The sequence below is a fragment of the Aeromonas sp. 102P genome, from assembly GCF_051920345.1.
In the GTDB taxonomy this organism is placed as follows: domain Bacteria; phylum Pseudomonadota; class Gammaproteobacteria; order Enterobacterales; family Aeromonadaceae; genus Aeromonas; species Aeromonas veronii.
Window position 1 is genome coordinate 4,088,463 of sequence record NZ_JBQBCZ010000001.1, and the last position, 15,638, is coordinate 4,104,100.

At 58.5% G+C, this 15,638-nt stretch carries 15 protein-coding genes and 1 pseudogene; 1 reads left to right on the forward strand and 15 read right to left on the reverse strand.

The features are described from left to right. Positions 1–95: 95 nt before the first annotated feature. On the reverse strand, positions 96–1,472 hold the full coding sequence (locus tag ACTG1K_RS19190) for an MDR family MFS transporter (protein WP_440006398.1): 1,377 nt from the start codon (positions 1,470–1,472) through the stop codon (positions 96–98). Positions 1,473–1,645: 173 nt separating this feature from the next. Between ACTG1K_RS19190 and ACTG1K_RS19195 the strand changes: the two genes are divergently transcribed. Further along, positions 1,646–2,248, forward strand: a complete 603-nt coding sequence (locus ACTG1K_RS19195; protein ID WP_202001848.1) for an HAD family hydrolase — start codon at positions 1,646–1,648, stop codon at positions 2,246–2,248. 85 nt (positions 2,249–2,333) lie between these two features. On the opposite strand, the gene ACTG1K_RS19200 is transcribed toward ACTG1K_RS19195, so the two are convergent. From ACTG1K_RS19200 to aroK, 14 genes and pseudogenes are all read right to left on the reverse strand, one after another. After that, positions 2,334–2,594 (reverse strand): hypothetical protein, encoded by a 261-nt coding sequence (locus tag ACTG1K_RS19200; protein WP_335811870.1) that lies wholly within the window; start codon positions 2,592–2,594, stop codon positions 2,334–2,336. 233 nt (positions 2,595–2,827) lie between these two features. After that, on the reverse strand, positions 2,828–3,625 hold the full coding sequence (locus ACTG1K_RS19205; protein WP_021229798.1) for a DUF1338 domain-containing protein: 798 nt from the start codon (positions 3,623–3,625) through the stop codon (positions 2,828–2,830). A gap of 59 nt (positions 3,626–3,684) precedes the next feature. Beyond that, positions 3,685–5,154, reverse strand: coding sequence for a succinylglutamate-semialdehyde dehydrogenase (gene astD, locus ACTG1K_RS19210; protein WP_440006401.1), 1,470 nt, complete (start codon positions 5,152–5,154; stop codon positions 3,685–3,687). Between the two features lie 72 nt (positions 5,155–5,226). After that, complete coding sequence (astA, locus tag ACTG1K_RS19215) at positions 5,227–6,246, reverse strand: arginine N-succinyltransferase (protein WP_005334994.1); 1,020 nt, start codon at positions 6,244–6,246, stop codon at positions 5,227–5,229. Positions 6,247–6,322: 76 nt separating this feature from the next. Continuing rightward, a pseudogene (locus ACTG1K_RS19220) lies at positions 6,323–7,539 on the reverse strand (aspartate aminotransferase family protein). A 277-nt stretch (positions 7,540–7,816) separates the two neighbouring features. Continuing rightward, on the reverse strand, positions 7,817–8,398 hold the full coding sequence (locus ACTG1K_RS19225) for an aminodeoxychorismate synthase component II (RefSeq protein WP_425854921.1): 582 nt from the start codon (positions 8,396–8,398) through the stop codon (positions 7,817–7,819). Positions 8,399–8,419: 21 nt separating this feature from the next. Next, the gene (locus ACTG1K_RS19230; protein ID WP_005334997.1) at positions 8,420–8,635 is read right to left on the reverse strand and encodes a hypothetical protein; all 216 of its coding nucleotides are present in this window, start codon (positions 8,633–8,635) and stop codon (positions 8,420–8,422) included. Between the two features lie 118 nt (positions 8,636–8,753). Then, positions 8,754–9,758, reverse strand: coding sequence for a tryptophan--tRNA ligase (gene trpS, locus ACTG1K_RS19235; RefSeq protein ID WP_440006403.1), 1,005 nt, complete (start codon positions 9,756–9,758; stop codon positions 8,754–8,756). 42 nt (positions 9,759–9,800) lie between these two features. Next, a complete protein-coding gene (locus ACTG1K_RS19240) occupies positions 9,801–10,469 on the reverse strand; it encodes a phosphoglycolate phosphatase (protein WP_440006405.1) in 669 nt (222 codons plus the stop codon). After that, positions 10,456–11,130, reverse strand: coding sequence for a ribulose-phosphate 3-epimerase (gene rpe / locus ACTG1K_RS19245; protein ID WP_110302575.1), 675 nt, complete (start codon positions 11,128–11,130; stop codon positions 10,456–10,458). The genes ACTG1K_RS19240 and rpe overlap by 14 nt, the downstream gene beginning before the upstream one ends. 189 nt (positions 11,131–11,319) lie before the next feature. Next, complete coding sequence (locus tag ACTG1K_RS19250) at positions 11,320–12,192, reverse strand: Dam family site-specific DNA-(adenine-N6)-methyltransferase (protein WP_005335008.1); 873 nt, start codon at positions 12,190–12,192, stop codon at positions 11,320–11,322. A gap of 70 nt (positions 12,193–12,262) precedes the next feature. Beyond that, positions 12,263–13,843: an SPOR domain-containing protein gene (locus ACTG1K_RS19255; RefSeq protein ID WP_376888854.1), complete on the reverse strand. Its 1,581-nt coding sequence runs from the start codon at positions 13,841–13,843 to the stop codon at positions 12,263–12,265. Continuing rightward, complete coding sequence (gene aroB / locus ACTG1K_RS19260; protein ID WP_021229792.1) at positions 13,833–14,915, reverse strand: 3-dehydroquinate synthase; 1,083 nt, start codon at positions 14,913–14,915, stop codon at positions 13,833–13,835. The genes ACTG1K_RS19255 and aroB overlap by 11 nt, the downstream gene beginning before the upstream one ends. Positions 14,916–14,929: 14 nt before the next feature. Next, positions 14,930–15,448 (reverse strand): shikimate kinase AroK, encoded by a 519-nt coding sequence (aroK, locus tag ACTG1K_RS19265; RefSeq protein WP_005335014.1) that lies wholly within the window; start codon positions 15,446–15,448, stop codon positions 14,930–14,932. Between the last annotated feature and the right edge of the window lie 190 nt (positions 15,449–15,638).

Sequence of the window (15,638 nt, forward strand, 5' to 3'; positions counted from 1 at the left end):
TGGCAACAGCCACGCTATTCGCCAAATAACAATCAGGGCTCCCCGCGGGGAGCCCTGATGCTAGCTATGGTGAGCCAATATCGGCGCAGGCCAAATCAGGCGCTGATGGAGGCCAGCTCGTGGCGTTTAAGAGCGAGCAGTGTGATGAGTAGCGCCAGTGTGGCGATCAGTGCCATGCCGATATAGGTTGCGCTGAAGCCCGGGGCCAGCAGATCGGGGGCGAGCCGGCTCAGATCGCCACCGCTGCCAGCAGGCAGGCGCAAGTGGAATAGCATGGAGCAGATGGCCACGCCAACGGCACCGCCGAGCTCCCGCCCAAAGTTGAACAGCGACATGCCGATGCCGCGATCTTCCCGTGGCAGGGCATTTTGCACCACCACCGAGAGGGCGGGCAGCACCAGACCCAGACCAATACCGGCAAACCCGAGCGCCAGCTTGACCCAGGCATCGAAGTGGATCTGCCACAGAGCCACCGCGGCCAGCGCAAACCCCACCGCAACAAAGCTCTTGTAGTGACCGGTACGGCCAATCAGCTTGCCGCCGACAAAGGCGCCGGCGGTAATGCAGATCATGAAGATCACCATGCTCATCCCGCTCTCGCTGGCGCTCATCCCCTTCTGCCACTGCATCTGCAACGGCAGATAGACCAGCACGGCAAACATCAGCAGTTGGGAGAGCATCACCAGCAGCACGCTCACCAGATAGCCGGGCAGCCGGGCCAGATGGGCGGGCAATATGGGGTCGTGGGCACGCCGCTCAATCAGAATCAGCAGCAGCAGTGCCACGCCCAGCGCCGCCGAAAGCCAGAGGGCGGGCAGCGCCGCTTCCGGCGAGAGCAGCAACAGGGTGAGCGTAGTGACAGTAATCAGCAGACCCGCCCCCTTCCAGTCGAAGCGACTGTGACGACGCACGTTGAGCTGCTTGAGGTTGCGGTTGATGAGAAAGACCGCCAGCGCCCCGAGCGGCAGATTGATCCAGAAGATCCAGCGCCAGCTGAGCTGCTCGGTGAAATAACCGCCAAGCAAGGGGCCAGCGATGCTGGAGACCGCATAGACCGCCGAAATGTAGCCCTGATACTTGCCCACCTCCCGCGGCGGAATGGTGTCGGCAATCACGGTAAACGCGAGGGCAATCAGACCACCGCCCCCCAGCCCTTGCAGCACCCGCGCAGCCAGCAGGGTCGGCAGATCCTGGGAGAGAGCACAGGCCACCGAGCCCGCCAGAAAAAGGCCGATACCGATATTGAGCATCCGCACCCGGCCAAAGAGATCGCTCAGCTTGCCATAAAGGGGCAGCACGGCGGTGGCGGCCAGCAGGTAGGCGGTGACCACCCAGGTGAGGGCGGCACCGGCATGCAGCTCGGCGCCAATCATGGGCAGCGGGGTGGTGACTATGCTCTTTTCCAGTGAACCGAGCGCGATCACCAGCGCCACACTGGAGAAAATGGTTTTGGGGGATATTTTCGAGGTCATAAGCGGACTCGCAGATCTGATATGCCAAAGTATCCGGCAATGAACGGATTATTGTCTCACAAATCAGCAAGAGATAGAAAAAACGGCGGCCACAATCTGCCCAACCATGAGGCCGATCCCACAAACTGCCGACCGTTTCTGCTAGCCTGCTCTATTTGATTCGAGGAGCCCCCATGAGCGAGCGTGAGCAGTACGGGTTTGATCACTACGATGCCCTGATTTTCGATATGGATGGCACTTTGGTAGATTCCATGCCCCTTCATCTGGATGCTTGGGAGCTTACCTGCGCCGAATTCGGCATCCCCTTCGAGCGGGAACAGCTCTATCAGTACGGCGGCATTCCCACCCGCAAGATCATCGCCATGCTGGCCGAGCAGCAGGGGCTGACGGTGGATGTCGAGGCCTTTACCCGTCGCAAGATTGCCCTCTATATGGAACATATCGACAAGGCCAGCGTCTTTCCCAAGATGTGGGAACTGGTCAGGCACTATCACGGCAAGGTCAAGATGGGGATTGGCACCGGCTCACCGCGCAATCAGGCGGACTCCATCCTCAAAAGCACCGGACTCGACGCCTATATTTCGGTGGTGGTGAGCGCCGATGATGTCACCAACCACAAGCCGCACCCTGATACCTTCTTGCAAGTGGCCGAACTGCTCGGCGCCAATCCCGCCAACTGTCTGGTATTTGAAGATACCCGGATCGGGCTTGAGGCTGGCAAGGCGGCGGGGATGGATACCGTGCTGGTCATCGAAGGTGACCTGCACCCGCGCTAAACGGCTCAGGGGCAAGCAGGCAAACCGATAAAATGGTGCCATCACAGTGGCACCATTTTTTATTCAGGTGAGCATGGCGGCAGCGTCAGTGCCCGGACAGAGTTGCGATCGCAGCCGGAATGGTGGCAACCGTCAGACAAAGGGCGTTGGCCTGCGCCTCATCCTGTAGTGCCTGATGAGTGCGAAGCAGCTCAAGGGCTTCGGCCGGGGTATCTGCAAAGATGGGGGCGGCGATGGCGGCAAATCCCTGTTCGACCAGTTGACGACGCTCATCGCTATAGCTGGGCGCATTGGCATCTAGATAGGTAAGCGCCTGACCCTGCTTGAAAAAGTGATAGTTAGGCATCGATTGGCCCCGCAAAAATAAAGCGCCATTCTACTCCTTTTTGCTCCACCGCCCGCGTCAATCTGTGTCGTCTCAAGTGATCTAGTTCACATTTTTATCAACACACATTTACCGATTGGGCGCCGTACAAATCCCCCCCCACGCGGCGTCAGACAACACTCGCCACCGTCACTCGGCGCCAAACAAAACGCCTCCACAGAGGAGGCGTTGCGACTGAAACAGGGTGGCTCCCGTTACATGGCATTCGTCGATTCGAAGATCTTGTCCGCCGAGGCCTCGACAAAGCCCGGATAGAGCACGCCATCGGCTTGCGGATAGCGCAGGGCAAACTCGTAGAAGCAGCTCGGGATGGTACGTACCCCATCGCTGAACGGCACCTCGGCTTTGTCGGCCATGGTGGAGGATTGCTCCAGCATCACCTGCGGGTCCCCTTTCACCTCGCCACCCACGCTGTTGAGCACGAAACCCGCCGCCTTGAGCGCAGCATTGACCTGATGGATGGTGTCGAAATCCTTCAACTTGTTGATATTGACCGTGAAGTGGTTGGCACGATAACCCCAGGCTGCCATCCAGGCCGCATACTCGCTCTCCGCCAGCAGAGTCTGATAATCGGCATAGGAGACCTGCCAGGGGGCACCGGTGTAGAGAAATGCCGGGGTATCGGTCAGATGATCGGGCACCTGATCCGCCAGCTTGTGGATGATGGCCTGTGCCGCTGGGGAGAGTTCTTCCACCTTCAGCTCGCTGATAAACACCTTGGGAGCATCCGGATCCTGATGCTCAAAGTGCTTGGCGTAGAGCTTCTTGGCCTTGAAAACATACTCGCCCTTCTGCTCGTAACCGAGCGCCAGAAAGTGGGCCGCCAGCTTCTCCAGCCCCAGTTTGGGCAGGTTGTAGGTACGAAACGCCACGTGATCGTTGACGATGGGCTCGCCGCCACCCAGCAGGGTGTGCACCTTGAGGGCGCTCGGGGTCACCTTGATGTAGTTGTCCCACAGATGGCTGAACAGGGTGTCGATATCCTTTTGCATCTCTCTTTCCTTTGATTGCGGGTACAGATGGGGGCACCGCTGGATGCCCCGTGTCGTTATCAGAAGCGCAGGCCGGGCGACAGCTGCTCCGGCATGGCGGCTTTGCTGTCTTCGACGGAGGCAACCGGATACGCACAGTAGTCAGCTGCGTAGTAGGCGCTCGCCCTGTGATTGCCAGAAGCACCGATGCCACCAAACGGCGCGGCACTGGATGCACCGGTGATGGGCTTGTTCCAGTTGACGACACCGGCACGGATCCGCTTGAAGAAGTGGTGCCAGTCCGCCTCCTTGTCCCCCAGCAGACCGGCCGAGAGACCGTAGCGGGTGGCGTTGCCCTGATCGATGGCGGCATCGAAATCGTCATAGCGAATGAGTTGCAGCAGCGGGCCGAAGTACTCTTCGTCCGGCAGCTCGCTCACTGAGGTCACATCGATAATGCCCGGGGAGACAAAGCCGGTACCCGCTTCCAGGTGCTTGAGGGTAAGCAGGCTCTCGCCACCGAGACGCTGCAGGTTGGCTTGCGCCTCGACCATGCCCAGTGCTGCCTTCTCGCTAATCATCGAACCCATGAAAGGCTGCTCGGCGGCGTCATAGAGGCCGACCTTGATCTGGCTGACCACCTCGATCAGTCGCTTGACCAGCGCATCGCCGCGCTCGCCGCGCTCGACAAACAGACGGCGGGAACAAGTACAACGCTGACCGGAAGTGATGAAGGCAGACTGGACGATGGCATGGACAGCGCCGTCGATGTCGCTCACATCTTTCACAATCAGCGGGTTGTTGCCGCCCATCTCCAGCGCCAAAATTTTTCCCGGCTGACCGGCAAACTGCTGATGGAGGAAATGACCGGTGCGGGAAGAACCAGTAAAGAAGAGGCCGTCGATGTCGGGGTTGCCAGCCAGCGCCTTGCCAGTCTCGACCTCCCCTTGCACCAGATTGAGCACGCCCTTGGGCAATCCGGCCTGCTGCCACACCTTGACCATGGCCTCGGCCACCATGGGGGTCAGCTCGGAGGGTTTGAACACCACGGCGTTACCCGCGATCAGTGCAGGTACGATATGGCCGTTGGGCAGATGACCCGGGAAGTTGTAGGGGCCGAACACCGCCACCACACCGTGGGGCTTGTGACGGACAAACGCCTTGGCGCCCGGCATGGCATTTTCAACGGTGCCGGTGCGCTCGTCGTGCGCACGGATGGAGATGGCAATCTTGCCCTGCATGGCGGCCACTTCGGTGCGGGTCTCCCACAGCGGTTTGCCTGTTTCACGGGCGATGGTCAGGGCCAGCGCCTCTTTCTGCTCGCCAAGCAGATCGGCATAACGACGCACTATGGCCAGACGCTCCTCAAGGCTCATGTCCGCCCAGTGGTAGAAGGCGGCACGGGCGGCCTTGACGGCGGCATCCACCTGCGCCGCACTGGCGGCAGCCCCCTGCCAGATCACCTCGTTCTTGGCCGGATCGGTTGACTCGAACGGCTTGCCTTCACCGGCAAGCCACTGACCGTCGATAAATTGCACTAACTGGCTCATCCATTCACTCCCTGTCGCTGGCAGGCAGCCTCGGCTGCCTGTCTGATAATCGGTTTGCTTGTCCTGTTTGTCTCAGTCGAGGTCGACCACCCGCACCATGTCGCCATCCTGCACCTTGAGCGCCGCCGCCATCTTGGGCGGGATGATGGCTTCATGCTTGTCGAGATCGACCCGGATATTGCCGTAGCAGGCGCGGTAATGTTCGAAACGGCTGTTGCAGATAAGGTGGGTCTTGCCACCGATGGGCTCGCCCACCAGCACCCGCAGCTTCTTGCTGCGGCGCACGCTGCGGATATTCTTCACGTCGCACTCGACGGTGGGGCCCGCATCGAAAATATCGACGTAACCACGGTTCACGAAGCCCTCGTCCTGCAGCATCTTGATGGCCGGGCGGGTCTTCTCGTGGGTCTGGCCGATAACGGCCCGCGCCTCTTTGCTCAGCAAATTGACGTAGATGGGGTACTTGGGCATCAACTCGGCGATAAAGCGCTTCTTGCCGATGCCGGTCAGATAGTCGACGGTAGGAAAATCCATCGAGAAGAAGTGAGTCTGCAGCCACTCATAGAAGGGACTGTGGCCGTTGGCATCGGAGACGCCGCGCATCTCGGCGAAGACGGTCTCGTCAAACAACTCGGGGTGCTCGGCCATAAACAGAAAGCGGTGCTTGGAGAGCAGGCGGCCGTTGAGCCCCTCGCGGGCACATTCGCGCAAAAACAGGGTGCAGAGCTCGGAGTTGCCGGTGTAGTCGTTGGAGAGGGTCAGGGTTTCAACGACGTTGTAGATGCCAAGCTTGGGAGAAGAGTGCACCACCTTGCCGATGTGGTAGTTGTAAAACGGCTGGGAGAGGCCAACCGCGGCATCGATGGCACAGGTGCCGACCATCTCGCCGGTCTCCAGATCCTCAGCCACGAAGAAGTAGAGGCAGTCCCCCTTGCCGGCGGGCTTGTCGGAAAAAGTCTGGGTAGAGGCATCAATCTTGCGCTGCAGCAGCTCATCGTTGACGGGCAACGAGGTCATGCCGGTGCCGGACTCGATGGCGCAGGTCTTGAGCCCGGCAAAATCTTTTTGCTCGATGGGACGGATAACCAACATAAATGACAACTCCCTTTCATTGACGACAGGTGGGGTCCCGGCTCCTGCCGGGAGAGCTCCCCACCTCAATCTGGAATCAGGCGTTAACCACCTGGGCAACCGCCTTCTCGAAGCGGGCCAACCCTTCCTTGATGTCCGCTTCCGGGATCACCAGTGAAGGGGCAAAACGAACCACGTTGGTACCGGCTACCAGTGCCATCAGCCCCTGATCGATGGAGGCCAGCAGGAAGTCACGGGAACGCCCTTTGTAGGCATCGCTCAGGGCAGCGCCCAGCAGCAGCCCCTTGCCGCGGATCTCGCTAAACAGTGGTATTTGGCGTTGATCGCCTCGAGCCCCTCGCGGAACAGCTGTTCACGCTGTTTGATGCCTGCCAGCACCTCCGGAGTATTGATCACGTCGATCACCGCCTCGGCGACCGCACAGGCCAGCGGGTTACCGCCGTAGGTAGAGCCGTGAGTGCCCACTTTCAAGTAAGAGGCGATTTCGTTGGTGGTCAGCATGGCGCCGATGGGGAAACCGCCCCCCAGCGCCTTGGCGCTGGTGAGGATGTCCGGCGTGACGCCCAGACCCATATAGGCATAGAGATCACCGGTCCGGCCAACCCCTGACTGCACTTCGTCATACACCAGCAGGGCATTGTGTTTGTCGCACAGCTCGCGCACCCCTTTGGCAAACTCGTCGGTAGGACGAATGATGCCCCCCTCCCCCTGCAGCGGCTCCATCACCACGGCGCAGGTGTTGTCGGAGATCACCTCGGCCAGCGCAGCCAGATCGTTGTAGGGAACATGGGTAATGTCACCGGGCTTGGGACCGAAGCCATCGGAGTAGGCTGCCTGGCCACCGACGCTGACGGTAAAGAAGGTACGACCGTGGAAACCCTGATTGAAGGCGATGATCTGGGTCTTCTGCTCGCCAAACTTCTCGATGGCGTAGCGGCGAGCCAGCTTGAGAGCCGCTTCGTTCGCTTCGGCGCCGGAGTTGCAGAAGTAGACCTTGTCGGCGAAGGTGGCGGCAACCAGCTTCTTGGCCAGACGCAGGGCCGGCTCGTTGGTCATGACGTTGGAGAGGTGCCACAGCTTCTCGCCCTGGGTTTTCAGGGCCTCGACCAGCTTGGGATGACAGTGACCCAAACCGTTGACGGCGATGCCACCGGCGAAGTCGACATACTCGCGCCCTTCCTGATCCCAGACACGTGACCCTTCACCACGCACCGGGATGATCTTGGCGGGCGCATAGTTGGGAACCATCACTTCATCAAACACTTCACGTGTCACTGCCAACAACTCTGACATATAGCTCTCCTTCGATTCGGCGACAGAATAATCCACCGCCCAAAAGTTAAATCCGTGTAAACGTGACGGGATTATCACAGAAATAAAGTAAAAAGTCTGTAACAAGACGGCCTATAAGGAACAATGTTCGATTGCTCTTGAGATTTTAGGCAACCGCATTGCATAACGACTCAGGGGGGCTTGGCAAGAGATAATTTGGGCAGGAGAGGGGGTGAATAAAGTGTCAGGGAAATTTTTTTTGCCTTCTCTCGAACTTGAGAAGGCGATCACAACTTTTTTATGAACGCGCCAGAAAGTTGGCCAGCAACTGATGGCCCTGCTCGCTCAAAATACTCTCCGGATGGAACTGAACACCCTCGATGGGGAGCGTCTTGTGGCGCAGCCCCATGATCTCGTCAAACGAGCCATCGGCATGCTCGCTCCAGGCGGTGATCTCGACGCAGTCGGGCAGCGTGTCGCGCTCCACCACCAAGGAGTGGTAACGGGTCACCCGCAGAGGGTTGTTGAGCCCCTTGAACACCCCCTCATTGCGATGGCGGATGAGCGAGGTTTTGCCGTGCATTACCTGACGGGCACGCACTACGCGGGCGCCGAAGGCCTGCGCCAGCGACTGATGACCGAGACAGACGCCGAGAATGGGCAGTTTGCCAGCAAAGTGGCTGATAGCGTCGAGAGAGATCCCCGCCTCATTGGGCGTACAAGGACCGGGAGAGATCACCAGAAAACGGGGGGAGAGCTGCGCTATGGCATCAAGCGTCAGTTCATCATTGCGCTTGACCACAACCTCTTGTCCCAGGGCGCCGAAATATTGCACCAGGTTCCAGGTAAAAGAGTCGTAGTTATCGATCAACAACAGCATGAGATAACCAACAGCGGAGAATTAACGATCGAGATAACGACCCTGTTCCATTTCCCGCTCACGCTGACACTCGGCCAGATAGATGGCGGCAGCAACGGCAGGGGTTTTATGGTGCTTGTCGATGGCATTGGAGACCATCAACTGCAGGGTATTGAGGTTTTTCGCCTTGCGAAATTTACGTAGCCAGTGACCTTTGTCACTCAGCTCTTCAGCAGAAATAGTTGGTTGAACAGGCATGCTTTCTCTTGGGGATATTACCCAGGTTGAAATAAAGAAATTAAACAAAATAGCCGGGCAGAAAATAAAGAAAGCCAGGCAAATACCCAGCTCTCTTCTACTACACCTTCCCAGTATGTCAGGCTCGAGGAACGAAGCCGACTACATCATATACGCTGGTCAGGGTTTTTTCAGCTCTTTCGCGCGCCTTTTGTGCGCCTTCTGCCAGAATCGCGATCAAATGGGCCTCATCCTTACGCAACTCGTGGAAACGGGCCTGGATCGGTTCCAGCAGCGCAACCACGGCTTCGGCGGTTTCGGTCTTGAGGTGACCGTACATCTTGCCTTCAAAGTGCTGCTCCAGCTCGGGGATGGAGCGACCCGTCACCCCGGACATCAGGGTCAGCAGGTTGGAAACACCCGGTTTGTTTTCCGGGTCGAAACGCACCACCGCCGGCTCGTCGGAATCGGTCACCGCACGCTTGATCTTCTTGACGATCTGCTTGGGATCTTCCAGCAGGCCGATGAAGTTGGCTTCGTTGTCATCCGACTTGGACATCTTCTTGGTCGGATCCTGCAAGCTCATCACCCGTGCCCCTTCGGTCGGAATGAAGGGCTCCGGCATGGTGAACACGTCACCATAGAGGTTGTTGAAACGGGTGCAGATGTCGCGGGTCAGCTCCAGATGCTGCTTCTGGTCGTTGCCGACCGGCACCTGATTGGCCTGATAGAGCAGGATGTCGGCAGCCATCAGCACCGGATAACCGAACAGGCCGACGTTGACGTTGTTCTCGAAACGGGCGGACTTGTCCTTGAACTGGGTCATGCGCGACAGCTCACCCATCTGGGTGTAGCAGTTGAGGATCCAGCCCAGCTCAGCGTGCTGCGGCACGTGAGACTGGATGAAGACGGTGCTCTTCTTGGGATCGATACCGACCGCCAGATAGAGGGCGGCCGCGTCCAGACAAGCCTTGCGCAGGGCAGCCGGGTCCTGGCGAGTGGTGATGGCGTGCAGGTCGACGATGCAGTAGAGGCAGTCGAACTCATCCTGCATGTTGACCCACTGACGCAGGGCCCCCATGTAGTTGCCGATGGTCAGTTGACCGGAGGGTTGCGCTCCGCTCAATACGATTGGTTTAGTCATGAGAGTGTTAATCCTTGTTATTCAGCCAGCCCAGCTGCGCTATTAGACCAAAAGTGCATCGAGCTGGGCAAACTGCTCGAATACCCAGTCTGGATGGGAGTCGGCGATGGGGCGGCCATAGTTGTAACCGTAGGTGAGCCCCACCACCTTCATGCCGGCCGCCTTGGCAGCCAGCACATCATTTTCGGAGTCACCCACCATCAGGGTGCGAGCCGGACTCACTCCCAGCTCCTGGCAGGCGTGCAGCAAGGGTTCCGGACTCGGCTTCTTGACCGGCACGCAGTTGCCACCGAGCCAGAGCGCGAAGCAATCGCTGATGCCAAGAGCATCGAGGATAGGGGCCACGAAATCGCTCGGCTTGTTGGTGACGATCGCCTGCTTGTAGCCCAGGGTTTGCAAGCGGCGCAGACTCCGGGCAACCCCATCATACATGGCCAATCCCTGCAGCAAACAGGCGTTGTAGTGCTGGAAAAAGATCGGACGGGCCTTGGCAAAGAGCTCGGGGTCGGCCTCGCGATAGGCAAGGGCCCGCTGGATCAGCTTGTCGGCGCCATTGCCGACCCAGGTACGGATAACCGCTTCATCTGCTTGTTCCAGACCCAGATCAGCCAGCGTCAGATTGACTGCCAGCGCCAGTTGGGCGGCGCTGTCGATCAGGGTGCCGTCCAGATCGAACAGCACCAAATCAAATGCGCGCTCAGCGTGTGACATGAGCCAGCTCCGCACGCATCTTGTCGATCACCGCTTTATAGTCAGGCTGGCTGAAAATGGCAGAGCCGGCGACAAACATGTCGGCGCCGGCTTCGGCGATCTCGCGAATGTTGTCGACCTTCACCCCGCCATCGATCTCGAGACGGATATCGCGGCCGCTCTCGTCGATCAGACGACGCACCTGACGCAGCTTGTCGAGGGTACCGGGGATGAAGCTCTGACCACCGAAGCCCGGATTGACCGACATCAGCAGGATCACGTCCAGCTTGTCCATCACATACTCGAGGCAGGAGAGCGAGGTAGCAGGATTCAGCACCAGACCGGCCTGGCAGCCCATCTCCTTGATGAGGCCCAAAGAGCGATCAACGTGATCGGATGCTTCCGGATGGAAGGTGATGAGGGAAGCACCCGCCTTGGCAAAATCAGGAATGATGCGATCCACCGGCTTGACCATCAGGTGCACGTCGATGGGGGCCTCGATACCGTAGTCACGCAGCGCCTGACAGACCATGGGGCCAATGGTCAGGTTGGGGACATAGTGGTTGTCCATCACGTCGAAGTGAACCACGTCGGCACCGGCAGCCAGTACCTTGGCTACATCTTCACCCAGACGGGCAAAATCGGCAGAGAGGATCGAGGGGGCAATCAGAAAGTCTTTCATCAGCATCATCCATTGGCAGCCAGGGAGAAAAAGCGGCGCAATTTTAACGTAAAAGGCGGGCGAAAACGACTCGAATGCGGGGTAAATGGGGCAATCACCTCCCCTCCCCCAGCAACCCGGGTTATAGGACATCGGCACGGGCGCGGACTCGCCCATAAAAAACGGCGCCCCTGGGCGCCGCATGGTCTGTTACGTCAGTGGCAGCAGTTCACTGTCGCTGGGATAGTAGCCCTGCTCCGGTTCGATTCCGGGCGGATAGAGCGCCAACAATTCGGCAACCTTGTTACGGGTGCCGCCGTTGCGACTGATGGTACGCTTGACCAGGATCTCGTCGAGGCGAGCACCGCGATAAAGCTCACGAGTCAGCTCGATATCGTGGTTGCTGATCAGTACCGGCACCCCTTTGTGAGCGGCGGTGTGGCGGGCCAATCGCGCCAGGATCGCCTGATCATCTAGGGTAAACCCACCGGAGGCATAGGTGGTGAAGCTCGCCGTAGTGGAGAGCGGCGCATAGGGTGGATCACAATAGATAACCCAATCCTCTTCGGCACGCTTGATGGCATCGGCGTAGCTCTCGCAGATAAAGGTCGCCTTCTGCGCCTTTTCGGCAAAGGCCCACAGCTCTTTTTCCGGGAAATAGGGTTTCTTGTAGGAACCGAACGGCACGTTGAAGCCGCCCTTCTTGTTGTAGCGGCACAGTCCGTTGAAACCGTGACGGTTGAGGAACAGGAACAAGAGTGCCCGCTCGAAGGTGGTCTCGGTCTGATTGAACTGGGTACGCAGCCGGTAATAGGCCGCCTTGTGGTTGTGCTCTGCCACAAACAGCTTGCGCGCCTCGGCAATGAAACTGTCCGGCGTCAGCTTGAGGTGGTTGTACAGGCAGATCAGATCCGGATTGATGTCGTTGAGCACATACGCGTCGTAGTCGGTGTTGAGAAACACTGACCCGGCCCCGACGAAGGGCTCCAGCAACACACGCCCGGCCGGCAGGCGCTCGGCAATCTCTTCAACCAGGGAGTATTTTCCCCCGGCCCATTTTAAAAAAGCGCGTGTTTTTTTCATGGAAATCCGGTGTGTAAGAAGGCAAGACCCAAAAAGGGGGACGATTCTACCCCCTTATCCGGTATCAAGGCTATTGCTTCAGCTCTTTTTGTACCTGTGCAAACGACTTGGGCCAGGGCTGACCTTTCAGCAAGGCTGGCGGAAGCTTGCGAATGGCACTCTTGGCCTGGGTCAGACCGGCATAATCCCCTTGCAGCACCACATACCAGGGGCTGCCACGGAATTTGGTCTGATAGACCCATACCTTACCCGCCAAACCATGCTCGGCAACAAATTGATCCACCGCCTTGGTGTTGCTCGCCCCCATCAGCTGAACGCTGTAGTGGTTACGCGGCTTCTTGTTCAAGGTGGCGACCGGTGTCAGGGCCACTTTGGGTGCTGGCGCGGCAACCGGCTCGTTGCTGGCTGTTTTGGTGGTAGCAGCAGGCGTTGCGGTTGTCGCCGGATTCAGTGCTTTGGAGGTACTGGCTGGCGCCGTGGTTGCGACTGCACCACTGGGGGCTGTGCCACTCGGGTTCTTGCCGGTCAGCTCGTCCACCACGTCAGTAGGCAGTGCGCCGCTCACCTTGGGTTCGGTCATCAGCTTTTGCACGACCTCGTCAGAGATCACCACCCGACGCCCTTCGTAATTGGTTGATTCGGTGGTCACAGTTTCGCTCTCCACCGATTTGGGCAGCACTTTCGCCTCCGGCTGCCAATCCTTCACCACCCCGTTGGGATTGCTGGCTGCAGCGCTGTTTTGCGCGCCTTGTGCAGCGGCATCGGTATTCGAACCGCCTGCGGTGAGGGGATCGCCTCCCGCTACCGGGATCGGCAATGCCGTGTTCTGCGCCGGATCCTGCAGCGCCGGTTTGCTTTCATTGTCAAACAGCGCAGGCAGCAGGTAGCTCAGCGCCAGCAGGCCGCCAGCGACCAGCGCGATAGCAGTGGCAATCTTCTTGACAGGCAACTCCGCCTGACGCTTCTTGGGCCTTCTGTCGGTCATGATATCCTCCAGTAACTGCATGATGGTGGACGGATGTCCGTTCGCCGTTTTCAGGATCTCCTCCACTTGCGGCTTGGGCAAGAGGGTCGCCGGGATCTTGAGCTCTTTGGCTTTTTCATACAAGAAGATGCGCTGCTCGGGCGGGCTCAGGGGCGGCACTTCCAGCTCAAGGGCTGGCATGGCACGCCCTTTGAGCTGCGGTCGTTGGGTACGACACCAGACGTCACTACCCGAGACAATAATGGCCAGCTGATGGGGCGCCGCCAGGGTATCGTTATGACGGATGATCGCCCACAACTCTCCCAGCAATTCGGCTGGCAACTGGTCGGCCCGCTCTATCAGCAGCAACAGGGTGGCTGGCTTGCTCCCCTCCAGCATGCGAAAGAAGCTCTCCGCCAGCGCATCCTGTGGATTGAACAGCGGGCGCGCCACCACCTGTGGCAGCAACAGCTGGCGTACATCCACCATCTTCATGGCAGGCGTGCCGATCAGGCTCACCACCCGCACTTTTTCCGGCAACACGCCGAGCAGGGATTCGCACAGGGTACCGCGACCACAACCGGGTTTACCGGAGAGAAAAATGAAAGGGTGATTGAATTCAATCAGATGCAGCAGCCGGTCAACCAGCTGCCGCTGGGAAGGAAGTTTTAGCAGTTTATTCGTCACGACCAGACTCGATCACCGCCAGCAACTCGGCATCGGACACATCCCCCACCACCTGCGCATGGCCGATGCCAACCGGCAACACCAGACGCAGCTTGCCTTCCAGCACCTTCTTGTCACGGCGCATATGGCGAATAAAGGCGGCGAAATCCATCTCGGCAGGCGCATGAATGGGCAAATTAGCGGCCAGCAGCAGAGCACGCACACGCGCAACGTCCGCTTCGCTCATATCGCCACGGGCCTGCGCAGTCCAGGCAGCCAGCATGGTGCCAGCGGATACTGCTTCGCCGTGCAGCCAGTTGCCATACCCCTGCTCGGCCTCGATAGCATGACCAAAGGTGTGACCCAGATTGAGCAGCGCACGGACGCCGTGCTCGGTCTCATCCTGACCGACCACATCGGCTTTGATCTCGCAGCAGCGTTTGATGGCGTAGGCCAGCGCGGCAGGTTCCAGCTGTTGCAGACGCACCATGTTCTGCTCCAGCCAGCTGAAGAAATCAGCATCCCAAATGATGCCGTATTTGATCACCTCGGCCATCCCTGCGGCAAATTCGCGGGCTGGCAAGGTACTCAGACACTCGGTATCGATAACAACTTGTTTGGGCTGATAAAAAGCCCCAATCATGTTCTTGCCGAGGGGGTGGTTGACAGCAGTTTTACCGCCAACAGAGGAGTCAACCTGGGAGAGCAGAGTGGTCGGGATCTGGATAAAAGGAATGCCACGTTGATAGCTTGCTGCCGCAAAGCCCACCACATCCCCGATCACGCCGCCCCCCAGAGCGATCAGTGTCGTATCGCGCCCATGGTTGGTTTCAAGCAGAGCAGACATGATCTGCTCAAAGGTCGCCAGGTTCTTGTATGCCTCACCGTCAGGCAGGATCAGGTGTTCAACCTGAAAACCCGACAGCAGAGCGGTTACCCGTTCAAGATAAAGCGGAGCAACGACCGTGTTGGTCACTATCATCACCCGCTTGCCCTTGATGGTCGATACCAGCGCCTCGGGGCGCTGCAACAACCCGGCAGCTATCTCGATGGGATAGCTGCGTTCACCCAGTTCGACCTTCAACCGTTCCATGGACGTCCTCTAGATTACATACCGATCAGCTTTACAATTTGATTGGCAACGATTTTTGCGCTCTGGTCATCGGTGTGCACAACAAAGTCGGCAACCTCTTCATACAGGGCATTGCGCTCTTGTGCCAGACGTTCCAGCACTTCGCGTGCCGGTTCTTCAGTCTGTAGCAGAGGGCGGCGTTTGTCTCGCTGTGTGCGCGCCAGCTGCTTTTCGATAGTGGTTTCGAGGTAGACCACGATGCCACGAGCAGACAACTTGTTGCGGGTTTCGCGACTCTTGATGGCACCGCCACCCGTCGCCAGCACGATACCCTGCTGCTCTGACAATTCGCCGATCACCTTCTCTTCGCGAATCCGGAAACCTTCTTCGCCTTCAACATCGAACACCCAGCCGATATCAGCACCACTGCGGCGCTCAATCTCATGATCTGAGTCGAAAAACTCCATATGCAGTTGTTCTGCCAGATGTCTACCTATGGTGCTCTTGCCCGCACCCATGGGACCTATCAGGAAAATATTGCGTTTCTCAGCCATGTCTTTTCGTTAGTAATTACAAACTGTACGACCCCGATGAATACTGGATCGGGGTACCTATGAACCTTATCTTGCGATGGATCAGGAGGGGGATTATCTCAATAGATATCGGGACTGGCAACCGCAGCCCTTACGCCCCAGCCTTATTGGGGCGTAAGGTTATATGTGTTTTACCCTCACATGTAAAGCA